The 25,380-nt window shown below is 68.8% G+C and carries 20 protein-coding genes; 7 read left to right on the forward strand and 13 right to left on the reverse strand.

All coding sequences use genetic code 11. The features are described from left to right. The 4 genes from ACFFNX_RS00005 to ACFFNX_RS00020 all read right to left on the reverse strand — a co-directional run. A partial coding sequence (locus tag ACFFNX_RS00005; protein ID WP_446678494.1) for a protein kinase family protein occupies window positions 1–950 on the reverse strand: 950 nt, incomplete at its 3' end. A gap of 184 nt (window positions 951–1,134) precedes the next feature. Further along, window positions 1,135–2,901 (reverse strand): murein biosynthesis integral membrane protein MurJ, encoded by a 1,767-nt coding sequence (gene murJ / locus ACFFNX_RS00010; protein WP_378193025.1) that lies wholly within the window; start codon window positions 2,899–2,901, stop codon window positions 1,135–1,137. Beyond that, a complete protein-coding gene (locus ACFFNX_RS00015) occupies window positions 2,894–4,975 on the reverse strand; it encodes a DUF6049 family protein (RefSeq protein ID WP_378193028.1) in 2,082 nt (693 codons plus the stop codon). Before ACFFNX_RS00015 ends, murJ begins: the two co-directional genes overlap by 8 nt. Further along, entirely contained in the window at window positions 4,972–5,637 is a 666-nt protein-coding gene (locus tag ACFFNX_RS00020) for an NUDIX domain-containing protein (protein ID WP_378193031.1), read from the reverse strand. The genes ACFFNX_RS00015 and ACFFNX_RS00020 overlap by 4 nt, the downstream gene beginning before the upstream one ends. 243 nt (window positions 5,638–5,880) lie before the next feature. Between ACFFNX_RS00020 and ACFFNX_RS00025 the strand changes: the two genes are divergently transcribed. Next, a complete protein-coding gene (locus ACFFNX_RS00025; RefSeq protein ID WP_378193034.1) occupies window positions 5,881–7,305 on the forward strand; it encodes a CCA tRNA nucleotidyltransferase in 1,425 nt (474 codons plus the stop codon). Window positions 7,306–7,330: 25 nt separating this feature from the next. Beyond that, entirely contained in the window at window positions 7,331–8,608 is a 1,278-nt protein-coding gene (locus ACFFNX_RS00030) for an adenosylmethionine--8-amino-7-oxononanoate transaminase (RefSeq protein ID WP_378193037.1), read from the forward strand. Here the strand turns inward: ACFFNX_RS00030 and ACFFNX_RS00035 are convergent. From ACFFNX_RS00035 to ACFFNX_RS00070, 8 genes are all read right to left on the reverse strand, one after another. Beyond that, window positions 8,605–9,906, reverse strand: coding sequence for an MFS transporter (locus ACFFNX_RS00035; RefSeq protein WP_378193040.1), 1,302 nt, complete (start codon window positions 9,904–9,906; stop codon window positions 8,605–8,607). The two genes, ACFFNX_RS00030 and ACFFNX_RS00035, sit on opposite strands and share 4 nt — an antisense overlap. 83 nt (window positions 9,907–9,989) lie before the next feature. Beyond that, entirely contained in the window at window positions 9,990–10,934 is a 945-nt protein-coding gene (locus ACFFNX_RS00040; RefSeq protein ID WP_378193043.1) for an ABC transporter permease, read from the reverse strand. An 11-nt stretch (window positions 10,935–10,945) separates the two neighbouring features. After that, a complete protein-coding gene (locus tag ACFFNX_RS00045; protein WP_378193046.1) occupies window positions 10,946–11,932 on the reverse strand; it encodes an ABC transporter permease in 987 nt (328 codons plus the stop codon). A 9-nt stretch (window positions 11,933–11,941) separates the two neighbouring features. Further along, on the reverse strand, window positions 11,942–13,012 hold the full coding sequence (locus ACFFNX_RS00050) for an ABC transporter ATP-binding protein (RefSeq protein WP_378193049.1): 1,071 nt from the start codon (window positions 13,010–13,012) through the stop codon (window positions 11,942–11,944). Next, window positions 13,009–14,097, reverse strand: a complete 1,089-nt coding sequence (locus ACFFNX_RS00055) for an ABC transporter ATP-binding protein (protein WP_378193052.1) — start codon at window positions 14,095–14,097, stop codon at window positions 13,009–13,011. Before ACFFNX_RS00055 ends, ACFFNX_RS00050 begins: the two co-directional genes overlap by 4 nt. A 181-nt stretch (window positions 14,098–14,278) precedes the next feature. Next, entirely contained in the window at window positions 14,279–16,087 is a 1,809-nt protein-coding gene (locus ACFFNX_RS00060) for an ABC transporter substrate-binding protein (RefSeq protein WP_378193055.1), read from the reverse strand. Between the two features lie 530 nt (window positions 16,088–16,617). Further along, window positions 16,618–17,697: an inositol-3-phosphate synthase gene (locus ACFFNX_RS00065; protein WP_378193058.1), complete on the reverse strand. Its 1,080-nt coding sequence runs from the start codon at window positions 17,695–17,697 to the stop codon at window positions 16,618–16,620. A 46-nt stretch (window positions 17,698–17,743) separates the two neighbouring features. Then, on the reverse strand, window positions 17,744–18,316 hold the full coding sequence (locus tag ACFFNX_RS00070) for a PadR family transcriptional regulator (protein ID WP_329248714.1): 573 nt from the start codon (window positions 18,314–18,316) through the stop codon (window positions 17,744–17,746). A 175-nt stretch (window positions 18,317–18,491) separates the two neighbouring features. Here ACFFNX_RS00070 and ACFFNX_RS00075 point away from each other — a divergent pair, with 175 nt between their 5' ends. The 5 genes from ACFFNX_RS00075 to ACFFNX_RS00095 all read left to right on the forward strand — a co-directional run bounded on the left by ACFFNX_RS00075 (window position 18,492) and on the right by ACFFNX_RS00095 (window position 24,548). Beyond that, window positions 18,492–18,890: a DUF5318 family protein gene (locus ACFFNX_RS00075; protein ID WP_378193062.1), complete on the forward strand. Its 399-nt coding sequence runs from the start codon at window positions 18,492–18,494 to the stop codon at window positions 18,888–18,890. Window positions 18,891–19,336: 446 nt separating this feature from the next. Continuing rightward, window positions 19,337–21,544: a transglycosylase domain-containing protein gene (locus ACFFNX_RS00080; RefSeq protein WP_378193065.1), complete on the forward strand. Its 2,208-nt coding sequence runs from the start codon at window positions 19,337–19,339 to the stop codon at window positions 21,542–21,544. Window positions 21,545–21,555: 11 nt separating this feature from the next. After that, a complete protein-coding gene (locus ACFFNX_RS00085) occupies window positions 21,556–22,977 on the forward strand; it encodes a glycosyltransferase family 87 protein (RefSeq protein ID WP_378193068.1) in 1,422 nt (473 codons plus the stop codon). Then, the gene (locus tag ACFFNX_RS00090; RefSeq protein ID WP_378193071.1) at window positions 22,978–24,078 is read left to right on the forward strand and encodes a glycosyltransferase family protein; all 1,101 of its coding nucleotides are present in this window, start codon (window positions 22,978–22,980) and stop codon (window positions 24,076–24,078) included. Between the two features lie 50 nt (window positions 24,079–24,128). Continuing rightward, complete coding sequence (locus ACFFNX_RS00095; RefSeq protein WP_378193074.1) at window positions 24,129–24,548, forward strand: barstar family protein; 420 nt, start codon at window positions 24,129–24,131, stop codon at window positions 24,546–24,548. 29 nt (window positions 24,549–24,577) lie between these two features. Here the strand turns inward: ACFFNX_RS00095 and ACFFNX_RS00100 are convergent, their stop codons facing one another. Next, entirely contained in the window at window positions 24,578–25,333 is a 756-nt protein-coding gene (locus ACFFNX_RS00100; RefSeq protein ID WP_378193077.1) for a deoxyribonuclease IV, read from the reverse strand. Window positions 25,334–25,380 lie beyond the last annotated feature (47 nt).

The following is a 25,380-nucleotide window of genomic DNA, read 5'->3' on the forward strand; positions in this document are numbered from 1 at the left end:
TGGCGCGGCGGCGGCGCGGACCGCAGCGGGTGGTGCGTGGCCTGGGTGCGCGCCTGCGGCGGGTCGGGCACGGTGCGCGAGAGCGGGTCGACCGGAGAGGTCGTCGTGCTCGTCGAGCGTGGCTGGTCGGGCCGGTTGATCACACCGGGTGGCGTGGAGCCCGTCAGCGGCACGAAGGGCAACGGAGAGCGCGGCACCCTGCTCAGGGCGGAGACGAACGCCGACGGGGCGTCCAGCGGCTCCTGACCGGCTCGTGCGGGGATGTGGAGCGCCCGGCAGACGATGTCGTCGAGATCGGGCGGCACGCCGGGCCGGACCTGAGAGGGCGGGACCGGGCGACCGTCCGGGCCGCTCGGCGCGGCCGGCAGCTGGGTGCCCTCCGCGCCGCACCAGTGCCCGGTGAGCGAGGCGTACAGCAGCTCCCCGAGCCCCTGGGTGTCCTCGGCGGCCGGCGTGTCGGAGCTGGAGTCGGCGAGCACGGCCTCGACGCCCAGGCCGGTGACCTTGACGGTGCCACCGCTGGTCCAGACCAGGTTGTGCGGCGTGATGCACAGGTGGGCCAGGCCCGCGCTGTGCGCCGACGCGAGCGCCTCGGCGGCCTCCATGAGGAACGCGGCCGCGCGGCCGGGCTCCATCGGGCCCTCGGCCAGCAGGTCCTCCAGCGTCTCACCGGTGACCCACTCGCTGACGACGTAGGCGTTCTCGCCGCTGTCGTCCGCGTCGAACACCTGGGTGAGACGGGGGTCGGTGAGCCGGCTGGCGGCTCGGGCGGCGGTGACCACATCGTGCACCCGGGGAAAGCCGGGGGCGAAGGTGAGCACCGCGACGGGGCGGGCGAGGATCTCGTCCGTCGCCTTCCAGAACGTGGAACCACCCGCTTCGCTGACGCGGTCGTCCAGACGGTAACGACCGGCGAGGCGGGTGCCGGGTTCGATGACGGACGTGCTCAACGCGGCGTCCGGCGCAGGTAATCGCGTCCCATATGTGCCGTGGCTCCCTTACGCCTTCGACCCTCCCTCGATACCTCGTGGGCGGTGTTGTGCGTGCACCCGCCCGTAGGTAGGACGCTCGAGGAGCGTCTTTGGGTTACTACCCGTAGACGGTTGCGCTCTCCCACCATACGGGCACCCTCTCCTAACTCGAGACACGTCCGGGCAACCTGCGCATCACGGTTCCCGTGAGCGTTTCCACCTCAGAGATCCGCAGTCGGCGCGCAACCAGCACATACAGCACGGCGGCTCCCGCGCCTCCGACGGCCAGCGCGGCTACCGACGTGATCAGCCGATAATAGAAAAGTTTGAAGAACAGTTCGTGGACTCCGAGCGCGAACACGAACGCCGGTATGGTCGCCACCGCGATCTTGATGTGGGTACGCACCATCAGCCGCGCGCCGAGACCGTTGAGCCGCCGGCGCAGGATCAGCCCGGCCACCAGGCACCCGACCGTCCAGGAGATGCCGAGGGCGATCGCGATGCCTTCGACGATCATGTCGGTGGGCAGGATCTTGTAGCCGACGAGACCCAGCGTGATGCTGATGACGATGGTGCCCATCGCCATCAGCGCCGGCGTCCGCGTGTCGGCCAGCGAGTAGAAGACCCGCAGAAACAGCTGCTGCACGGCGAACGGCACCAGGGTCAGCGCGAACGCCTGCACGACGTTGGCGATCATCAGGCCGTCGGCCACGCCGGTCGCGCCGTGCGAGAAGAACGCGGTGACCAGCTCCGGGCTGAGCGCGAACAGCAGCGCCGCCGACGGGACGATGATCACCGAGGTCAGGTTGAGACCCGAGGCCAGGTCGTCGCGGACCAGGTCCGTGCGGTTCTCGGCGGCGTGCCGGCTCATTCGCGGCAGCAGCGCGGTCATCACCGACACGCCGACGATCGCGTACGGGAGCTGGAACAGCAGGTAGGCGTTGTTCCAGGGCGTGAGCCCGACGCCGTAACCGAGATGCTCGTGCTCCCCCCGCACTCCGGCGCGCACCGCGATGTTGGTGTTCACCACGAAGCCGATCTGCATGATCGCGACGTACAGCAGGGTCCACAGGGCCATGCCGCCGACCGGGGCGAGCTCCTCGCGGCGGAAGTCGAACCGCGGCCGGAACCGGAAGCCGACCTTGCGCAGCGAGGGCCACATCGCGATGGTCTGCACGATGATGCCCAGCGTGGTGCCGCCCGCCAGGAGGACGACCTCGTTGTTGCCGATGCTGGACGGCGTGACGCCGGGGCCCGCGACGAGCAGGAACGCGCCGCCGATGACGATCACGACGATGCTGTTGAGGACCGGTGTCCACATCGGCGCGGCGAAGCTGCCACGGGCGTTCAGCGAGGCGCCGGCCAGTGCCCCGACGCCGTAGAAGAAGATCTGCGGCAGGAAGAACAGCGCGAAGATCACCGCGAGCTTGTGCTGCGTGGGCGTGAAGCCGCTGGCGTACAGGTCGACGAGCAGCGGCGCGCAGAGCATCGCGATCGCGGTCAGGGCCAGCAGGCCGCCGAGCACGATCGTCAGCAGCCGCGCCTCGTACTCCTCGCCGTACGCGCGGTCCTTCTCCAGCGCGCGGACCAGCATCGGGACGTGCACCGCGGTGAGGATGCCGCCCAGCAGCAGGTCGTAGACGACGTTGGGGAAGGTGTTCGCGACGTTGTAGACGTCGCCGAGCGGCCCGGTGCCCAGCGCGATCACGATGACGGCGTTGCGGATGAAGCCGAGTGCCCGTGACGCCACGGTGCCCAGCGCCATGACGGCGCTGGACTTCAGCAGGCCGCCGACACGAGAGCCCGAGGACTCGGCCTGCTCCGCCCGGACCTCCTCGGCGGTCTCCATGATCTGTGTGCTCGGGTCGACGATCGGGATGTCAGGCAGCGTGCTCGCTGCCTCCGATCGGCCCGGCTCCAGGTCACTCAACGGACTCCTCCGCTCGCTCGGCTCTGCGGCGTACGACGCGTATGGCGACGCCGACGAAGAGTACGGCAAGTGAGACGCCGGTGATGAGCAACGCGGTTCGGCCGTACGCGGTCGTCCGTACGTGCAGCACGTGCGGACCGGTGCCGAGCGGGTGGCCGTCCGGGGTCAGAAGATCGAGATTGATGTAGGCGATGCCGTTGGCGGACGCCTTCATGTCGAGGGTGACCTGGTCCTTGTGGCCGTGTTCGAGCGTCAGGACCCGGTCGACGGAGTCCACCCGCAGACGTGACTTGTTCTGGGAGTAGGCGCGCAGCCTGACGACCACGGTGCCGTAGTCGAGCCCGTTGGAGATGGTGATCGCGGTGCGGCCCGACTTGCCGGCCATCGTGATGCCGTCATTCAGCACCTTGATCTTTCCGATGTCGCGGTCGAGCTCGTCCGTGAGCGTGTCGCGCAGTCGCGTGCCCTTCCGCGACTGGCCGTTCCACGCCGAGGACTCGGTGCGGGCGACGCCGAGGGTGAAGCCGCTGGTGGGCGGGGTGAAGATCGAGGTGAACTGCTGGATCCGCGAGCGGAGGTCCCGGACCTGGTGCAGGTAGTTCTTGCCCAGCCCGGAGCCCTTCTGCGCCTGGAAGACACGGCCGGCGGGCGGGGTGTTGGCCGCCGCGGCCAGCGGGACGGCCTGCAACCAGGGCGCCTTGGCGGTGTAGTTCAGCACCGCCTTGGCAAAGGTCGGGCTGGGATTCCAGCGACGCGGCGGAGTGATGACGATCGTGCGGGACTTCTGGGGCGCCTCGCTGGTGATCATGGCGGTCTCGGCCAGGAACCGCTGCTCGGCGATGATCGTGCCGCCGGGCTCGGTCGTGGAGGTGCCCAGGATCTTGCGCAGGGTGTCGTCGTAGGCGACGAGCTTGACGTTCGTGCCCGAGACGGTCTTGTGGGCGACCGGGTCGACGGTGTAGGTCGTGGCGCGGGAGTCCGGCAGCACCGAGCTGCTCAGCAGGATCGTGCGGGAACCGCCGGCCACGAGCGAGGAGAGCGTGGCCTGGTCGGCGAGGCCGTCCGGAGGCATCGCCACGACCGGCGTCGCGCCACTCAGCTTGGCCGCCGCCAGCGTGCGCGTGCCCTCCTGAGCGGCGAGCTTGACGTCGCCGCTCATGCCGCGCTGCGCGAGGGCCATCACGTCGGGGTCGGCGTACGGCGTGGCGATGAGCTGGTCACCGGGGGCGAGCGCCGTGTGCAGCGACCGCAGCCAGTCGTTCGCCGCCACGCTCTGGGGCCGGGCCGTGCCCTTGATGGAGTAGCCCTCGGTGTCGCCCATGCGGGTCGCGTCGTCGACCAGGCTCGGGTCGATGAGCCAGCTCACCGGGGTGGTCGTACGCCCTGCGGCGGTGACCAGATTCGACAGGCGGCCGCCGGCGCCGAGCTGACGTTCGAGGCCGTCGTCGACGAACGTGGAGTCGTCGGCGCGGTGCGGCTGGTCGATGACCGGCCAGACCCAGGAGACCTTGGTCTTCTGCGGGGCGCTGCCCGTGGGGTAGTAGGTGACGAACGTGCGCACGTGGCCGAGCACCGTGCCCGCGGCGCCGAGCACCTCCACCGAGATCGGGTAGACGCCGAACGTGGTCAGGCCCATCTGCCGCACCGGCAGGGACACCGACCAGGGCTGCTGGCCGCCGACCGGCAGGGTCGCCGTGGCGAGCCGTGGCTGCCCGGCCCGTTGCGGGTCCAGGCCCTTGCCGTCGGCGTACGACTCCAGTTCGCCGCGGTTCGTCATCGGCTGGGAGCTGAACCGCAGCCGTACCGAGACCCGCTGGTAGCCGCTCTCGGACTGGTTGACCATCCGGCCCTTCACGCGCAGAGTCGAGTTCGCCTGGAGGTACCCGCCGGGACTGATCGAGGACAGCTTCACGTCCACGGGAGCCTTGGGCGTGGGCTCGCGGTCACGTGAGGCCCGGGAGACGTGGGATGAGGCGTGGGGGTGCGCTGAGGACGGCGGGGGCTTCGGCGTCGCGGCGAACGCCGGTGCTCCGCCGAGCAGCAGAGGCAGGACCAGGGCGATGAGTCGTCTCACGTGATGGCCGCGAGGAGTTCGGGTACGTGGGCGACGAGCCGGCGCTCGTCGGCGTGGGCGAGGCGGCCGACCACCTCGGCGAGCGGGACCCAGGCGACCTTCGCGACCTCCGGGTCGGCGTCGGACAGGATCCCGCCGGTGGCCAGCAACAGGTGGTGGTGCACGGTCTTGTGCACCCGCCCCCGGCCAGGGGAATGCCAGGGAGGTCGGTCGGGGTCGGTTGGTTGGGGGAAGGCGCGAGGTCGGTCGGGGTCGGTTGGTTGGGGGAAGGCGCGAGGCCGGTCGGGATCGGCTGGTCGGGTCAAAGCGCGAGGCCGATCGGAGTCGGTTGGCTGAGGGAAGGCGCGGGGCCGGTCGGGGCCAGACGACCGGGTATGGCGTACGAAGAACCAGTAGTCGATGGCGCCCAGGGGAGCGACGATCCGGCCGCGGATGCCGGTCTCCTCCTCCACCTCGCGCACCGCCGCCTCCTCGATCGTCTCTGCGCCTTCGATGTGTCCTTTGGGCAGTGACCACCGCAGCCGGCCATCACGGTCGTACCGGGCGATCAGTGCAGCTCGCGCCGCGCCCGCGATGTCGACGACCAGGCCGCCCGCCGACGTCTCCTCGCGATGAGGACCGGGCGGACCGGCGAGCCGTCGACGATTACGCGGGCGGGGCACGGCGTTATGGTAGTAGCCAGGCATGCGTAATCGGTCATTGCTCGGGGGGATTTCGCCGGGCCCGTCGCAGAGCCGTCTGCCGGGCAGCCGGTCGGGGCCGGTCGGTCGGGGGAGATACGACGGTAGGCCGACCCTGTCACCTGACATCTCATCGCCTAGCCTCCCGTACCGGAACAAATGAGGATCGGCAGGTAGGCGATTCTCGTTTTGCCTGCCACCTGCGAGGATCTACGCTCGATTGCCGTGTCGAACGAACTGACCTCCAATCCGGCCGCCGCGATCAGCGAACTGCTGAACCGCGTGGCCCCACTCGCCAACGACCTGGGCCGGGTCTTCGCCACGGCCGGCCACGAGTTGGCGCTGGTCGGGGGGCCCGTACGCGACGCCCTGCTCGGGCGTACGGTCAGCGACCTCGACTTCACCACCGATGCCCACCCGGAGCGCATCCTGGAGATCGTCGACGGCTGGGCCGACGCGGTCTGGACGATCGGCATCGAGTTCGGCACGATCGGCCTGCGCAAGGGCGATCACCAGATCGAGATCACGACGTACCGCAGCGAGTCCTACGACCCGAAGTCGCGCAAGCCGGAGGTCGCGTACGGCACGTCGCTCACCGATGACCTCGCGCGCCGCGACTTCGCCGTGAACGCCATGGCCGCACGGCTGCCCGGGCACGAGTTCGTCGACCCGTACGGCGGGCTGGCGGACCTGCGGGCCAAGACGATCCGGACGCCCGGCCGTCCGGAGGACTCCTTCGGCGACGACCCGCTGCGGATGCTGCGCGCCGCCCGGTTCGCCTCCCAGCTCGGCTTCACCGTCGACCCCGCGGTCCTGGCGGCCATGACGGAGATGGCCGGCCGGATCGAGATCATCTCGGCCGAGCGAGTTCGCGACGAGCTGTCCAAGCTGCTGACCGGCACGTATCCGCGCCAGGGCCTGACGCTCCTGGTCGACACGGGCCTGGCCGCGCGAGTGCTGCCGGAGCTGCCCAAGCTCCGGCTGGAGATCGACGAGCACCACCGGCACAAGGACGTGTACGAGCACTCGCTCATCGTCTTGGAGCAGGCGATCGCGCAGGAGGAGGACGGCCCGGACCTGATCCTGCGGCTGGCCGCGCTGCTGCACGACATCGGCAAGCCGAAGACCCGCTCGTTCGTCGACGGCGGCCGGGTCACCTTCCACCATCACGAGGTGGTCGGCGCCTCGATGAGCAAGGCGCGGCTCATCGCCCTGCGCTACCCCAAGGACGTCGTCGCGGACGTTTCCCGGCTGGTCGAGCTGCACCTGCGGTTCCACGGGTACGGCACGGGCGAGTGGACCGACGCCGCGGTGCGGCGCTACGTACGCGACGCGGGGTCCCTCCTGCCCCGGCTGCACAAGCTGACCCGCGCCGACTGCACGACGCGCAACAAGCGCAAGGCGGCGGCGCTGGCCCGCACCTACGACAACCTCGAACGGCGGATCGCGCGGCTGGAGCAGGAAGAGGAGCTGGCCAAGATCCGTCCCGAGCTCGACGGGCACGAGATCCAGCAGATCCTCGGCCTGGCGCCGGGACCGGCCGTCGGCCGGGCCTACAAGTTCCTGCTCGACCTGCGCCTGGACCAGGGGCCGATCGGCAAGGAGGCGGCCACGAAGGCGCTGCGCGAGTGGTGGCGTGACCAGGGCTGACCCGCCCCTGCCATCATTGGGACGCATGTCCGCCGACGAACTCCTCGCCTTCGACCGCGAGCACATCTGGCATCCGTACGCCCCCATGCCGGCCACCACGCCGGTCCATCCGGTGGTCTCGGCCCAGGGCGTACGCCTGACGCTGGCCGACGGCCGTGAGCTGGTGGACGGGATGGCGTCGTGGTGGGCGGCGATCCACGGCTACCGGCATCCCGCCCTCGACGCGGCGGTGTCCGGGCAACTGCGGGACATGGCGCACGTGATGTTCGGCGGGCTGACGCATCCGTCCGCGGTACACCTGGCGCGGCTGCTGGTATCGCTCACGCCGGAGCCGCTCACGAAGGTGTTCTTCGCCGATTCCGGATCCGTGTCGGTGGAAGTCGCGATCAAGATGGCGTTGCAGTACCAGCGTTCGCGCGGCCGCGCGTCGAAGTCACGGCTGATGACGGTGCGCGGCGGCTATCACGGCGACACGTTCGGGGCGATGGCGGTGTGCGACCCGGTCGGCGGGATGCACCACCTGTTCGCGGACCTGCTGCCGCGCCACGTGTTCGCGCCCCCGCCGCCGAGCGCGTACGAGCCGGAGTACGCCGCTGAGCTGTCGAGTCTGGTGGCGACACACGCGGACGAACTGGCCGCGATCATCGTGGAGCCGGTCGTGCAGGGCGCCGGAGGCATGCGGTTCTACGATCCGGCGTGGCTGGGGCTGCTGCGCTCGCTCGCGGACGAGCACGACGTGCTGCTGATCCTGGACGAGATCGCCACCGGCTTCGGCCGGACGGGAACGTTCTTCGCCTGCGAGCACGCGGGCGTGTCGCCCGACATCATGTGCGTGGGCAAGGCGTTGACCGGCGGATACCTCACTCTGGCGGCGGCTCTGTGCACCGACCGGGTGGCGCGCGGGATCAGCGACGGCGAGGCGGGCGTGCTCATGCACGGACCGACCTACATGGCCAACCCGCTCGCGTGCGCGGCCGCGGTGGCATCGATCGAGCTGCTGCTGGAGCGCGACTGGCGGACCGAGGTCGCCGCCATCGAGAAGGGCCTCACCCAGGGCCTCGAACCGGCCCGCGCCCTCCCGGGCGTGCGCGACGTACGGGTGCTGGGCGCGATCGGGGTGCTCGAGATGGTCGAGGAGGTGGACGTGGCGGCCGTCCAGGAGACGGTGATGCGCGAGGGCGTGTGGCTCCGTCCGTTCCGCAACCTGATCTACACGATGCCCCCGTACGTCACCGACGCCGACGACGTGGACCGCATCACCACCGCGATGCTCGCCGCCGCCCGCGTCCGGCCCGCGCCCTAGACGTCTGCCCGGGCGGTGGCAGCATCTCTTCTCTGGTTCTTGGCCCCCAGCCAGTACACCCCCGCGGCCAGGGCGTAGCCGCAGCCGATCAGCATCAGGGCCGCGTAGGACTTGCCGGTCGGCGGGAGGATGATCGCGGCGATCGCGAAGCCGGCCACGTACAGGCCGTTGAAGATCATGTCGTAGAACGAGAACACGCGGCCTCGGTAGGCGTCCGAGATGATCGTCTGGACGATCGTGTCCACGCACAGCTTCACGCCCTGGGCGGCGAGGCCCAGCAGGAAGCCGCCGACGATGAACGGGAACGCCGCGAACGGCGCGCCGAGCACCACCTCGGCCACGGCCGCGAAGGCCAGCTGCACGGCGATCCACACTTCCTTGCTGATCCGCTCGGTGACCAGCGGCGTGACCACGGCGGCCAGGAAGTAGCCCGCGCCGGAGACGACCAGAGCCAGCGCGAAGCCGCCCATGCCCGCCTCGGCGCTGCCGGTGAAGTAGTTCCGGAACAGCAGCACCGTCATGATCGTCGTGATGCCGTACAGGAAGCGATGCGCCCCGATCGCGCCGAGGGCGAACGCGGCGGGACGGCGTTCGCGTACGTGCCGTGCCCCGTCGAGCAGGCCGCGCAGCACCTGTCGCACCGCCTCGCGGGTCTCCGGGCGCGCCGTCCGCAGCTCGGGGCCGAGCAGGTCGCGGCCGAGCGTCGTGGCGATGGCCGACGTCGCGACGTACGCCGCGGCGGCGGAGAGGAGGATCAGCGCCGTGCCGTGCCGGTCGGCGCCGAACATCAGCCGCAGCAGATAGCCCAGGCCCGCGCCGACGAACGAGGCCATCGTCCCAGAGGTGACCGAAACGGCGTTCGCGGTGATCAGCTCTTGGCGGCCCACGACGTGCGGCAGCGCGGCCGAGAGCGCGGACAGGAAGAACCGGTTGACCCCCAGCACCAGGAGCGCCGCGAACAGGAACGGCACGTCGCCGCGCGCGTACACCAGCAGCGCCGCGGTGGCGCCCAGCAGGAGCGCCCGGATCAGCGGCGCGTAGACGAGGATCTGCCGGCGCCGCCAGCGGTCGATGAAGACGCCGGCGAACGGTCCGAGCACGGAGTAGGGCAGCAGCAGCACGGCCGCCGTGGCGGCCGCCTCCGCGGCCGTCGCCTCCTGCTCCGGGGAGAACAGGACGTATCCCGCGATGCCCACCTGGAACACGCCGTCGGAGACCGCGGAGACGATCCGCGTCGCGAAAAGGCGGCGAAAGTCCCGGCCTTTGAGGACCAGCCGCAGATCCGACGCGTATGACACCAGCACAGCTTAGGGGAGGGGGCCGAACGCGAAGCGGCCGGTCGCCCCGCACGGGGAGACCGGCCACTTCGGGCGAAACGGCGTCAGGAGAGCCGGACGCGCGGGTCGAGGAAGGAGTAGACGACGTCGACGACCAGGTTGCCGAGCACCACGAAGAACGAGGCGATCAGCACGACGCCCATGATGACCGGCAGGTCGCCGGTGGTCAGCGACTGGACGGTCAACTGGCCGATGCCCTGCAGGCCGAAGACGGTCTCGGTGACGAGCGTGCCGCCGATCAGGACGCCGATGTCGACACCCGCCTGGGTGACGACCGGCGTCAGAGCCGACCGCAACCCGTGCCGGTAGATGACACGCCGCTCGGGCAGGCCCTTGGCGCGGGCGGTGCGGATGTAGTCCTCGCCGAGCACGTCCAGCAGCGAACCGCGGGTCAGCCGGGTGTAGATGGCCGACTGCAGCAGCGCCAGCGTGATCCAGGGCAGCACCATGTGCTCGAACCACTGCAACGGGTTGTTCTGGATCGGGATGTACTGGGTCTGCGGGAAGATCTGCAGCTTGACCGCGAAGACGTACGACAGCGTCAGACCGACGATGAACGCCGGCATCGAGATGCCGATCAGCACCGCGAAGGTGATGCCCCGGTCGAGGAGCGTACGCGCCCGCGTGGCGCTGATGACACCGGCGATGAGGCCCACCGCCAGCCACAGCACGGCCGCACCCAGGATCAGCGAGAGGCTGGCGGGCAGCGCCTGCTTGATCATGCCGGTGACCGGGCTCTGCGTCGCGAAGGAGTAGCCGAGGTCGCCGCGGAGCAGCCGTGTGAGGAAGTGCCAGTACTGCACCGGCAGCGGGTCGTCCAGGCCCAGCCGGTGGCGGACGAGGGCGAGCGTGGCCGGGGTCGCGGACTTGCCGGCGAAACGGGCGGCCGGGTCCTTCGAGGTGGCGAAGAACAGGAGGAAGACGCCCAGCGTGACGATCCACAGGACCAGAATTCCGAAGAGGATCCGCCGGATCAGGAAACGAAACATATCGGTGTTCCCTACTTCCTCTTCTTCTTCCGGTTGGCCTTCTGAGCGGCGAACAGCCGCTCGGCCCTCGGGTCGAGAGCATCCCGGACGGCGTCCCCGAGGATGTTGAACGCCAGCGTGGTGACGAGCAGGAACAGCGCCGGTACGAACAGCGTCCACCACGCGACCGTGTACGTCTCTGTCGCGTCGGAGAGCATGTTGCCCCAGGTCGGCGTGCGGGGGTCGGTGCCCGCGCCGAGGAAGGACAGCGTCGACTCGAAGATGATCGCGGTCGGGATGGTCATGGACGCGAGCACGGTCACCGGGGCGACGAGGTTGGGGATGATGTCGACGAACATCGTCCGTACCCGGCTCGCGCCCAGCGACTTGGCCGCCTCGATGAACTCCCGTTCCTTGATCTGCAGGACCTGTCCTCGGACGATCCGGCCGATCGATGCGAACTGGAAGAACGTGATGACGAAGATCGTCAGTGGCACGCTGGCGCCGAACGCCGCCGCGAGCGCGAGGGCGAACAGCAGATACGGGAACGACAGCGTCACGTCCATGAACCGGGCCAGAACGGTGTCGATCGCGCCGCCGTAGAAACCAGCGGACACGCCGACGACGAGGCCGATGATCACTGCGAGTGCCGTCGAGACCAGGCCGACGAGCAGCGAGACGCGTGCTCCGTAGACGCTGCGGACGAGGATGTCGCGGCCGAATCGGTCGGTGCCGAGGACGTGGTGACCGTTGGGTCCGACCGGCAGGCCGTCGGCGGTCTGGCCCAGTTTCCGGTCGCCGAACTCGGGCTCGTAGCCCACCCATTTGGCGATGAGCGGCGCCATCAGCGCCATGACGATGAACAGGATGATCACCGCGAGGGAGATCATCGCGGCCTTGTCCTTGCGGAGGCGGGCCCAGGCTAGCTGCCAGGGGCTGCGGCCCTCGATCTTGCGTCCGCCGGGCACCTCGCTCGCGGGCGGGACCGAGGCCTCGGCTTCGAGATCAGTGAGGCTCATGATCGATACCTATGCACTCGGGAGCGTGGGCTCGGTGGACAACTGCTCGATCGCCGCGTGCTCGGTCGCGAGGTTCTCGGCGGAATCGACGGGATAGTGGCACGCGGTCACGTGCCCGGCGGGGTCGCCGTCCCGGACGGTGAGCTCGGGGACGAGCTCGACGCAGTTCTCCTGCGCCTTCGGGCAGCGCGGGTGGAACCGGCAGCCGGACGGCGGCCGGATCGGCGAGGGCACGTCGCCGGTGAGGACGATGCGCTCCCGGCTCTCGGCGGCGTCGGGGTCGGCGATCGAGGCCGCGGACAGCAACGCGTTGGTGTACGGGTGGCGCGGCTTCTCGTACAGGTCCTCGCCCTCGGAGTACTCGGCGATCTTGCCGAGGTACATCACCGCGACCCGGTCGCTCACATATCGCACGACCGACAGGTCGTGGGCGATGAACACGTAGGTCAGGCCGAGCTCTTCCTGCAGGTCCTTCAGCAGGTTGATGACCTGGGCCTGGATCGACACGTCGAGCGCGGAGACCGGCTCGTCGCAGACGATCAGTCTCGGCTTGAGCGCCAGCGCTCGCGCGATGCCGATGCGCTGCCGCTGTCCGCCGGAGAACTCCGCCGGGAACCGGTTGTAGTGCTCGGGGTTCAGGCCGACGAGCTCCATCAGCTCCTGGACGCGCTTCTTGCGGTCGGCGCCGGAGGCGATGCCGTGGATGTCGAACGGGTCACCGATGATCGCGCCGACCCGGCGGCGCGGGTTCAGCGAGCCGTACGGGTCCTGGAAGATCATCTGCACGTCGCGGCGGAACGGCTTGAGCTGCCGTCCGCGCAGCCGCGAGATGTCCTGGCCGTCGAAGACGATCCGGCCCTTGGTGATGGGGTGCAGGCCGGTGATGCAGCGGGCGAGAGTCGACTTGCCGCAGCCGCTCTCGCCCACGATGCCGATCGTCTCGCCGCGTCGGATCTGCAGGCTGACGCCGTCGACCGCGTGCACGCGGGCGACCTCGTGCTTGAAGATGATCCCCTGCTTGATCGGAAAGTGCTTGTAGACGTCGTCGATCTCAACGAGGACGTCAGCGTCCTGGCTCACTGCGCCTCCCCGGCGTCCACGACGGTAGCTGCGGGCGAATCTGCCGACCGGCCGAGCGCGGCGGCCTCCTGCCGCACGTGATCGGCCTCCGCGTCGAGACCGGCGGCCTCCTTGGGCAGCCAGCACGCGGAGGTGTGCCCGAGGTCCGGGAAGCCGTCCTTGTCACCCACGGCCGCCAGCGGCGGCTCCTCCTGGACGCAACGGTCCATGACGTACTCGCACCGGGGGTGGAAGGCGCATCCCGTCGGGAGGTTGATGAGCGAGGGCGGCTGCCCGGCGATGGGCTTGAGCCGCGTCTTGGCGCCGGTCGACCCGGGGATCGACTCCAGCAGGCCCTTGGTGTACGGGTGGTGGGGACGGTAGTAGAGCGAGCGCCGGTCCGCGTGCTCGACCGGCTTGCCGCCGTACATCACCAACACCTCGTCGGCGAGGTCGGCGATCACACCGAGGTCGTGCGTGATCATGATGAGCGCGGTGTCGAACTCACGCTGCAGCCGCAGCATGAGGTCGAGGATCTGGGCCTGGACGGTCGCGTCAAGCGCGGTGGTCGGCTCGTCCGCGACGATGAGCTTCGGGTTGAGCGCGAGGGCCATGGCGATCATTGCGCGTTGCCGCATACCCCCGGAGAACTGGTGGGGGTAGTCGTCGACGCGCTGGCCGGGCTCGGGAATGCCGACCGTGCCGAGAAGTTCGATCGCCCGCTTGCGGGCCTGGGCCTTGGTGACGTCCGGCTCGTGCTGCCGGATCATCTCGACGATCTGCTTGCCCACTTTGTAGAGCGGGTGCAGGCTCGACAGGGGATCCTGGAAGATCATCGCGATCTCCTTGCCACGGACGCGACGAAGCTGCTCGTCGGTCATGGCCAGAAGATCCTGGCCCTCGAAGAGGGCCTCCCCATCGATCAGAGCGCCTGCCGTCAGGCCGAGGAGCGTCTGGGTGGAGACGCTTTTCCCGGATCCGGACTCACCGACGATCCCAAGTGTCTTTCCTCGCTCGACGGTGAACGACACTCCACGAACGGCCTGGACCAATCCGTCAGATGTGTCGAAAGAGACCTTTAGGTCTCGAACCTCGAGAAGGCTCATGTCCTCCCCTTCGAAAAACTAGCGCCTCATCTAAGAGCCACAGCATGTCTACCTGATAACGGCTCTGCCTGCGACATCACCGTCTCGCGAGTACGAGGCCCGCCTCATTGGAGCCGTCGTACAGCACTGCGGCCGGGCTCGCCGTCACCGACGCGCCCGGCCGCCATATCGCTGTGGTGCGTCAGCTACCGCTTCCGCTGAGCCACAGGTTGGTGTAATCGAACTGCTGAGCGATCGGCAGCCACGTGGCGCCCTTGACCCGCGAGGAGTGGTACCACGGGGTCTTCTGCGCCATGAAGGGCACGATGGCCGCGTCCTTCATGATCTGCATGTCGGCCTGGTGCCAGTAGTTCTGCGCCTCATCGAGGGTCTTGGCCGTGAGGGCCTTGTCGATGAGACCGTTGGTGATGGGGCTGTCGTAGTCACCGTAGTTCGAGGTGCCGTCGGCCCAGTTGCGGCCGTCGAACAGCGGGGAGACGACCGAACGGCCGTTGTTGCCGAACCAGTCCGGCACCCAGCCCGGGGCGGCGACGTCCCACTTGCCGGCGGTCGTGTTGTCCGTCTTCTGCAGGAACTGCGTGTAGAAGTCGGCCTGCGGAACCGGCACGCCCTCGACGGTGATGCCACACGCCTTCAGGTCCTGCGCGTAGCTCTGGAAGATCGCCGGGTGGTTGCCCGCCTGGCGGTAGGCGGCCTTGATCTTCAGGCCGTTCGCGTAGCCGGCCTCGGAGAGCATCTGCTTGCACTTGGCCGGGTCACCCTGGCTGCCGTTCGTCGGGTACAGGTTGTAGTCCTGGTAGCCGACGCTGTCCGGCGGGATGACGGTGTTCAGCGGCGTGTTGTACTTCGGGCCACCGTAGATGCGGGCCAGCGCCACCTTGTTGATGGCGTACTCGATCGCCTGACGCACCTTGAGCTTCGACATCGCCTTGTTGGCGTTCGGGCTCTTGAAGTTGAACACCAGGTACGGGTTGGAGATCGGCGGACCGTTGACCGTCAGGTTCGGGTCGTTCTTGGCCGCGAGGCGGCCGAGCGCCGACGCCGGCACCGGCTGGTCCAGGGAGATGTCGGCGCTGCCGCCCTCGAGCTGCTGCTGGACGGTCTCGGGCGACTCCTGGCCCTCGGTGACCTCGATGCGGTCCACGTACTGGTGGCGCAGCGGGTCGGTGTCCTGCTTCCAGTTCGGGTTCTTCTCCAGCACGATCTGCTTGCCGGGGTTGAACACCGTGACCTTGTACGGACCGGCCGACACCAGGTGACGGAACTGGTCAGGGCTGCCCGGCACGTACTTGTAGTACTCGACCGGCACGGCCGAGGCGAAGGTCATGCCCAGCAGGCTGATGAAGTCCGAGGCGGGCTTGGTCAGCGTGAACTGGATGGTGTAGTCGTCGAGCGCCTTGACACCGGAGATGTCGTGGCCGTTCTCGTAATTCTCGATGCCCTTGGGGTCCTGCTGGAGCTTCTTGTCCTTCAGGAACGGGTCGCAGTAGGCCTGCATCCCCTTGATGTTGGGCACGTAGTAGTTCGGCGCGCCGACCGGGGAGGCCGGGTTGCACATGTGCTTGAAGGCCCGCACGAAGTCGCCGGCGACCATCGGCCGCGGCGGCTGCGAGTCCCACATGACGCCCTGCCGGACCTTGATCTTGTAGGTCAGGCCGTCCTTGCTGATGCCGCCGTTGTCCATGGTCGGCATCTCGGCCGCGGCGTCCGGCACGGGGGTGCTGGCGGCCTTGGCGTCCTTCGACGCCGGGTAGGCGAACAGCTGGCGCGAGTAAGTCCGCTGGAGGGCGCTGGAAGTCGTGCTGTAGGCACTGGTCGGGTCCAGGTTGTCCTGACCGCCGGCACCGACGAGCTTCAGCGTGCCGCCCTTCTTGGGCTTGCCGTCGTCCGAGCCGCCGCTGCCGCCGCTCCCGCCGCCACACGCGGCAAGGCCGACAGCGAGCACGCCGATGGCGGCCGCTGCCTTGAGCCCCGTCGTTCTACCAGTCATGTACGCCCTCCTCCGGCCTTGCGGCCGTCTTACGCTATGGGGTCAAAGCATGCCGGGGCAGGCACGCCTCAAGGTGCGAGAACACCCTGAGCCGGAGTCACTGTCCAGCTCAGATTGGTAAAGAGTGGGACTGGTTACTCAACCGTTCAGATCGCGAGACAAGCCCGTGACAACGTGACGACATACCGTTAATGGGGCATCGCGCTACGTGTCGCAAATAGCTGGGGGAGTCCTGGCCGGCGTATCCGCTCTGATCGAGCCCTTTCCTCTCTCGCATTCCCGTCGCGACGGACGGCCGACGCCGAGGCGCCTGGGGTATGACCATTGCGTTGTAGCAGGTCACGGCCGTCCATCAAAGGGATTGTAGGCCGGTCCTCCCAGAACGCGGACACCAGGAGGCCCGTACGCGAATCGCGTACGGGCCTCCTCGTGTGTCGCGGCGCCACCGCGCACCTCTCCGGCGACGGTGACTCTCCGCTTCCTCGCTTCGCTACCGTTCGTGTCCTCGGACGCGGGTAGCCGTTCGCTCGTTAGCGCTCCACCTTGCCGGCGATGAAGTCCTCGACCGCCTGGTTGGCCTGGTCGTCGTTGTACTGCACGGGCGGCGACTTCATGAAGTAGGAGCTCGCCGACAGGATCGGGCCGCCGATGCCGCGGTCCTTGGCGATCTTCGCGGCGCGCACCGCGTCGATGATGACGCCGGCGGAGTTCGGGGAGTCCCAGACCTCGAGCTTGTACTCCAGGTTCAGCGGCGTGTCACCGAAGGACTTGCCCTCCAGGCGGACGTAGGCCCACTTGCGGTCGTCGAGCCACGGCACGTGGTCGGACGGGCCGATGTGCACGTCGGCCTTTGCCATCTCGTGCGGGATCTGCGAGGTGACCGACTGGGTCTTGGAGATCTTCTTGGACTGGAGGCGCTTGCGCTCCAGCATGTTCATGAAGTCCATGTTGCCGCCGAAGTTGAGCTGGTACGTGCGCAGCAGCTCGACCCCGCGCTCCTCGAACAGGCGGGCCATCACGCGGTGCGTGATGGTGGCGCCCACCTGGGACTTGATGTCGTCGCCGACGATCGGGACACCGGCGTCGGTGAATTTCTGAGCCCAGGTGGGGTCGCTGGCGATGAACACCGGCAGGGCGTTGACGAACGCGACCTTGGCGTCGATGGCGGCCTGCGCGTAGAAGCGGTCGGCGTCCTCGGACCCCACCGGCAGGTACGACACGAGCACGTCGGCCCGGGTGTCCTTGAGCACCTGCACGACGTCCACCGGGGTCTCGTCGGACTCCTGGATGATCTCGCGGTAGTACTCGCCGAGACCGTCGAAGGTGTGGCCGCGCTGCACGGTCACGCCGGACGGCGGGACGTCGCAGATCTTGATCGTGTTGTTCTCGCTCGCCACGATCGCCTCGGAGAGGTCACGGCCGACCTTCTTGGCGTCCACGTCGAACGCCGCGACGAACTCCACGTCACCGACGTGGTAGTCGCCGAACTGGACGTGCATCAGGCCGGGGACGCGAATGTCGGGCGAGGCGTCCTTGTAGTACTCGACTCCCTGGACGAGCGAGCTCGCGCAGTTGCCGACACCGACAATGGCGACGCGCACTGAACCCATGCGGGGTGCTCCTTTTTCTCTTGATGCCGGGACGCGCTCGCGTCTCTCAGCGGTTCTCTTCCTCTTGTTGCTGTGCGCGCTCGCGCCCGATCAGCTCGTTGAGCCACCGGACCTCGCGCTCGACCGACTCCAGCCCGTGCTGCTGCAGCTCGAGCGTGTAGTTGTCGACTCGCTCGCGAGTCCGGGCCAGCGCGGCGCGTACGCCCTCCAGCCGTTCCTCGAGGCGGCTGCGCCGGCCTTCGAGGATCCGCAGCCGCACGTCGGCGCGGGTGTGGGCGAAGAAGGCGAAATGAACTCCGAAGCCCTCGTCCTCCCAGGAGGCGGGGCCCGCCTCGGAGAGGAGCTCCTGCAGGCGCTCCTTTCCTTCGGCGGTGAGCTTGTACACGATCTTTGAGCGGCGGGTCGCGGCCGGCCGGACCACGGCGGGCTCCTGGTCGTCCTCGGTGATCAACCCCTGCTCGAGCAGTTGCTTCAGGCAGGGGTAGAGCGAGCCGTAGGAGAAGGCGCGGAACATGCCGAGCAGGGCGTTGAGCCGCTTGCGCAGCTCGTAGCCGTGCATCGGGGACTCGTGGAGCAGCCCGAGCACCGCGAGCTCGAGCTCGCCACCCTTGCCTCTCATGCGCCCCTCCGTCCGCGACCAGTCGCCTCGATGTATCGCTCGAATGTATCGAACCGATACATCAGAACGATACGGCGACGCGTAGACGGCCGCAAGCGCTTGCGCGCCGGGGCTTCCGGCCGGAGTGGCGTCCAGAGACTGGGGGGAGCCTTGCGGGGCGTCGTACTCTGCTGGCATGTGGTCGCAGCGAATGGTCGTCGACTACGGGCTCGCCCGGCGGGCCACCCTGTCCGACCTGTTCTCCGGCGGGCTGACCGTCGACGATGCCTGCGACGCGCACCCGTACCTGCTCAGGGCCGCCAAGTACCACGGGGAGCCGACCGACAAGGTGTGCCCCGTCTGCCAGAAAGAGCGGCTCACCCATGTGACGTACGTCTACGGTGACCAGCTGGGTCGCTACGCCGGACGCGTCAAGGCCACTCCGGAGCTCCTGGAGATGGCCCGTGAATTTGGGGAGTTCCGGGCGTATGTGGTCGAAGTGTGTCAAAGTTGTGGCTGGAACCACTTGACTCTGTCGTACGTACTTGGACATGGGGAGGCCAGTTCCGGCAAGGGCAGGACCGCACGTACGTGACCGCGTCTCGGCGCGGAACCCCGACAGACGGTCTCGATCAACTGCCCGCCCCAGTACTGTCGGACGGATAGCCGTACCCCAGTGAACGAGGTCGCGTGAGTTACGGAAGCGATTACGGGCCAGAGTACGGGCAACGGGGAAACCAGAGGCCCTCCCCGCCGACCCGGCCGCAGACGCCGGTCGGACGGTCGGATCGACCGTCGCTGCCCAGCGGCTCGCCGCAGGGCGGCGTCGAACGCTACGGGGGTCCGCCGCGTCGCCCTGGCGACCCGCCGCGACGCCCCGGTGGGCCCGGTGGCCCCGGAGGACGTTCCGGCGGGCCCGGTGGGCCTGGTGGACCCGGTGAGCCCGGTGGTCCGGGACGGCGGCGCGCCGGCAACGGCAGCACCGGAGGCGGACGCGGCCCGCGTGGTGGCGAACCCCCCCAGACCGGCTGGCGGCGCTTCATGCCGTCCTGGAAGCTCGTGCTCGCCACGATGGGGATCGGGACTCTCGCCAGCATCTGCGGGGTCGGGGTCGCCTACGCGATGGTGAAGGTGCCCACGGTCAACCAGGACAGCACTGAGCAGGGCGCCACCGTCTACTGGAACGACGGCTCGCAGATGATGAAGATCGGCAGTTCTCGTACTGTCGTTCAGCTCAACGACATCTCCAAGCCGATGCAGCAGGCCGTGGTCGCCGTGGAAGACCGGAACTTCTACCACGAGTCGGCGGTCTCACCGACCGGCATCACCCGGGCGTTCCTCAACGACCTCAAGGGCGGCTCCACCCAGGGTGGCTCCACCATCACCCAGCAGTACGTCAAGAACGCCTACCTGAACCAGGAACAGACGGTCACCCGGAAGTTCAAAGAGATCTTCATCGCGGTCAAGGTCGGTAAGCAGCAGGACAAGAACATGATCCTGCAGAACTACCTCAACACCATCTTCTTCGGCCGTGGGGCGAACGGTGTCGAGGCGGCGGCGCAGGCGTACTTCGGCGAGAAGGCCAGCGCGCTCACCGTGCCGCAGGCCGCGATCCTCGCCTCGCAGGCCAAGCAGCCCGGCTACTACGACCCGGCGATCAAGTCGCACCTGCAGGACACGGTCAACCGGTACGACATCGTCCTCCAGGCCATGGTGCGGTCCGGCTCGATCTCCCAGACGGACTACCTGAAGTACAAGGACCACCTGCCGAAGGTCAAGAAGCTGGCGAAGGGCAACGCGCTGGGGGGCCAGAAGGGCTTCCTGTACGAGCGTGTGAAGAACGCCCTCAGCGGCATGGGCTACTCCGAGCAGCAGATCGAGAACGGCGGCCTGAAGGTCTACACGACCTGGGACAAGACGCTGCAGTCAAAGGCGCAGCAGACCGTCGAGGCCGACCTGAGGGCCCATCACATGCCCAGGGACACCCGTGTGGGCCTGGTCACGATGGATCCGACCAAGGGTGAGGTCCTGGCCGCCTACGGCGGTGCGGACTTCGTCAAACGCCAGGTCGACGACGCCTACTACTCGACGGCGCAGGTCGGATCGTCCTTCAAGCCGTACGTGCTCGCGACCGCCCTGAAGAAGGGCATCAGCCTCAAGACGGTGATGAACGGCAAGTCGCCGCAGTACTTCAACACCGACGGCGACAGCGTCGCGGCCGGCACGCCCGGCGCGACGAGGTTCATCAACGACGAGGCCAACGCGCCCAACCCGTACGTCACCCTCGTCCAGGCGACGGCGGACTCGCTCAACACCGTCTACGTGCCACTGGGCTTCAAGGCGGGCTACCAGGACGTCTACGCCCTCGCGAAGGCGTCCGGACTGCCACAGCAAGGGCTACGAGACGGACATCCCGGTGAAGGTGGCTTCTTCCTCGGCCAGTCCGACATCGCGCCGGTCTACCAGGCGAGCGGCTACTCCACCATCGCCAACGACGGCAACTACATCACGCCGCACAGCATCAGATCGGTCATCGAGCCGAGCGGCAAGACCAACCACCCGAAGATCGAGCGTCACTCTGCCTTCAGCGGGGACGTCGCGCATGACGTGCAGTACGCCATGCAGTCGGTCGTGACCCGCGGAACGGGCAAGAACGCCGCCATCCCCGGGCGTGAGGTGGCCGGCAAGACCGGCACCACCAACGACAACGTCGCCGCCTGGTTCTCCGGCTTCACCCCCAAGCAGCTGGTGACGACGATCGGCATGTGGCGGTTCCAGGACCGCACCAAGAAGCACGCGGCCAAGACGATCCCGCTGCAGAACGTCGGGGGCTATCCGGCGATCAACGGTGGTGACCTCCCGGCGACGATCTGGCACGACTACATGTCGCAGGCGCTGAGCCTCGACAAGTACAAGGACGTCACGCACTTCCCGCCGCCGGCGTACGTGGGTGACACCAGCGAGTCGCAGACACCGCCGCCGAGCGTGGCGCCGACGCCGCAGGACACCCCGACGCCGACCTGCCTGCCGAACCAGAACCCGATGACCGACCACTGCAAGCCCAGCGACAACCAAGGGCAGCCGGACTGCACCCTGCACCCGCGGAATCCGCAGTGTCAGGACACCTCGCCGCCGGCATCGCCGACCTGTAAGCACATCGTCGGCTGTGAGTCGCCGCCGGGCGGGAACAACGACGGCGGCGGAGGACAGGATCCGAACGCCCGCGCCGCGAGGCCGATCGACGAATAGCCTGACCATCGATGCAGGAGCCCCAGATCACCGACGGGGCCGGAGGAGCCGTACGCTCCTCCGGCCCCGCCGCCGTACGCACCGGACCGTGGCACGCCGTGCCCGCGCTGTTCGCCACCACCGTCGTCGTCTCGGTCCTGGGGTATCTGCAGAAGCTGCCCTGCCGTGGCGTCGGCTTCGACTTCGTGCCGACGGTGCGCAACGCCTGTTACACCGACATCTATCCGCTCTATTTCGGGCGCGGCCTCGCCGACGGCAAGATCCCCTATCTCGACAAGATCCCTGAGCCGGTCGAGTACCCCGTGCTCACCGGCGGGTTCATGCACGTCATGGCGGTGATCTCCCGCTGGTTCGGCGGCCCGGACGCCGTCTCGCGCGGCATGTGGTTCTACGACCTGACGGCCGTGGCGCTCATGCTCTGCGCCGTCGTCACCGTCATCGCCACCGCGTACTCCTCGGGCCGGCACGGCCTGCGCGCCGGCCTGCTCGTCGCCGCGTCGCCCGCACTGCTGCTGTCGGCGTACATCAACTGGGACCTGCTCGCCGTCGCGCTGTCCGCGCTCGCGCTCGCGGCCTGGGCGCGCCGCCACCACGCCACCGCCGGCGTGCTGCTCGGCCTCGGCGTGGCCGCCAAGTTCTATCCGCTGCTGTTCCTCGGACCGCTGTTCCTGCTGTGCCTGCGGGCCGGCCGCTGGCGGGAGTTCGGCCGCATGCTCGTGGGGGCCGTCGTCGCGTGGCTCGTCGTGAACGTGCCGATCATGCTGGCGGCCTTCGACAGCTGGAGCCGCTTCTACACCTTCAACCAGGAGCGTCCGGTCGACTGGGGCTCGATCTTCTTCATGGCCGGGCGCGAGGGCATGTCCTCCGTCGACAAGGTGCCGACGCTGAACCTCATGGGCGAGGCGGGGTTCGCGGTGCTGGCGCTGCTCATCGCCCTGCTCGTGCTGCTCGCGCCGCGGCGCCCCCGGCTGCCGCAGGTGCTGTTCCTGGTGCTCGCGGCGTTCCTGCTCACCAACAAGGTGTGGTCGCCGCAGTACGTCCTCTGGCTGCTGCCCGTGATCGCGCTGGCCCGGCCCAAGCTGCCCGCCTACCTGCTGTGGCAGGCCGGAGAGATCGTCTACTTCTTCGGCATCTGGTGGTACCTGATGGCCGGATCGCTGCAACAGCCGGGAATGGGCCTGTCGGACACGCTGTCGGCCGTGCTGTCCGGGCACGCGCCCGCCGGCGGCATCAACGACAGCGTCTACTACATCGCCCTGCTCGCCAGGTTCCTCACCGTGCTGATGCTGGCCGCGCTCATCGTCGTCGACATCCTGGTGCCGCGGCTCGACCTCGTCCGCCGTGACGGCGTCGACGACCCGGCCGGCGGTGTCCTCGACGGCGCCGAGGACCGGTTCGTCCTGCTCCGGCGCCCGGCACCCCAGGCAGCATGAGTGGCCGTTCGCACGGGTAAGGGCGTCGGCCTCGCCCCCGGTGTCGACACCGACCGGGCCGTGCTGGGGGCCTGGGCCGGCACCCGCCTGGGCGTGCTCGTCCTCTCCGTCGCGGTCGCGGCCGTCTGGTCGTACGGAGACCTGAAGGACTCGTTCCTCGACCGGTGGACGCAGTGGGACGTCGACCTGTTCATCGAGATCGCCAAGTACGGCTACCGGGGCGATCCGAGCCAGCCGCAGGACGCCGGGCTGCCGGCGTTCTTCCCGGGCCTGCCGATCCTGATCCGCGGCGTGCACTACGTGATCCCGAGCTGGGAGCTGTCGGCGCTGCTGATCAGCCTCGTGGCCGGGGCGGTCGCCATGGTCGCCCTGGCGCGGCTCACGGACACGGGCGTGAAGGCCGTCGTGGCCCTGCTGCTCAGCCCGTACGCGGTGTTCCTGTTCGCCGGGTACTCCGAGTCGCTGTTCCTGGCCTTCGCGATACCCGCCTGGCTGTTGGCCCGGCAGCGCCGCTGGGAGCCGGCCGCCCTGTGCGCGATGGGGGCGGCGTGCGTACGGATCACCGGGATCTTCCTCGCGGTGGCGCTGATCGTGGAGTTCCTGATGGTGGATCGGCGGTGGCGGTCGGCGCCGTGGCTGGTGCTGCCGTTCGCGCCCGTGGCCGCCTACTCGCTGTACCAGTGGCGGCGTACGGGTGACTGGCTGGCGTGGCAGCATGCGCAGCAGGAGGGCTGGGGCCGGTCGCTGGCGTGGCCGTGGGACGCGTTCCGTACGACGTGGCAGGCGGCGTTCGGGGAGCATAACGAGTTCTCCGGGGCGTTCCGGGTGGAGATCGTCGCGGCGATCGTCGGGGTCGCGCTGACCTGCTGGCTGCTGGCCCGGCGTCGCTGGTCCGAGGCCGTGTACGTGGGGCTGCCGCTCGCCTCGCTGCTGACCTCGGCGTTCTATCTGTCGATCGGGCGGGCGGCGCTGCTGTGGTGGCCGCTCTGGCTGGGCATCGGCAGGCTGCGGTGGCCCGCGTACATCCTGGTGCTCGTGGTGTTCGTGCCGCTGCTCACCGAAGAGGTCATCCTCTTCACCTCCGGCCACTGGGCCGGCTGAGGCTTCCGAACCGGCGTCTTCGGGCGCATGATCGGGGTAGGGAGCTGCGAATGATCGAGGAACTGCTGACCGGGAGCCGGGAGCCGGGCGTGCACTCGTGGGTCGCCGACCGGCGTGAGGCGGCTCGCGGCGCCACCGAGGCCGAGCGCGCGGGCTGGCGGGTGTTCTGGCTCGACGGAGCCGGCGTGCGCGACAAGCGGACGCTGCTGGCGCGGTGTGCCGAGGAGTTCGCGCTGCCGTCGTACTTCGGGCACAACTGGGACGCGCTTCAGGACTCTCTGCGCGACCTGTCCTGGACGCCGGCCAACTGCGGATACCTCGTGGTGTACGACCACTGGGGCGAACTCGCGGACGCCGATCCGGCCACGCACCGCATGCTCGTGGACGTCTTCGAGACCGCCGTCGACTACTGGCGGCGGACCCCGACGCCGATGGCCGTGCTGCTGCTGTCGCCTCCCGAGTCCGCCTGAGGCCACGGGCTCGGTCGGCCCCATCGGCCCTAGAGGTTGTCGCGGAGCCAGGCGATGTCGGCGGCCTGCCCGTCGCCGGGCGTCTCGACGATGACCGGCGCGCCCGCCTCGCGGACGACCTTCAGGATCAGCTCGGGGTCGATCTTGCCGTCGCCGAGGTTCGCGTGCCGGTCGGCGCCGGAGCCGAACGCGTCACGGCTGTCGTTGCAGTGCACCAGGTCGATCCGGCCGGTGATCGCACGAACCCGGTCGACGATGTCCGCCAGATCCTCGCCCGCCGCGTGCGCGTGGCAGGTGTCGAGGCAGAATCCCACGTCGAAGCCGTCGAGTGAGTCCCAAAGACGCGCGATCCGCTCCAGCATGCGCGCCATGGCGTTGTCGCCGCCCGCGGTGTTCTCGATGAGCACCGGGATGGGGCACTCCATGCGCTCGAAGACCTTGCGCCAGTTGTCGAAGCCGGTCTGCGGATCGTCGTTCTTCAGCACATGGCCGCCGTGCACGATCAGGCCCTTGGCGCCGATCTCGGCCGCGCCGTCGAGCTGCTGGGCAAGGATCTTGCGGCTCGGGATGCGGATGCGGTTGTTCGAGGTCGCGACGTTGACGACGTACGGGGCGTGGATGTAGACGTCCACGTCGGAGTCGCGGATCGCCTCGTGTTTCTCCGGGAGCACGGGGGCCTTCCACCCCTGCGGGTCGCCAAGGAAGAACTGCACGGCCTCCGCCTTCTTGGCGGCGGCCGAGGCGAGAGGGTCGGTCTGGTCCACGTGGGCTCCGATACGCACCATGGCGACGAGCCTACGCGCAAGAGCCCGCCCGGAGCCCCCTGCTCACC

Origin of the sequence: Actinoallomurus acaciae (assembly GCF_042429965.1) — a bacterium.
GTDB lineage: Bacteria > Actinomycetota > Actinomycetes > Streptosporangiales > Streptosporangiaceae > Actinoallomurus > Actinoallomurus acaciae.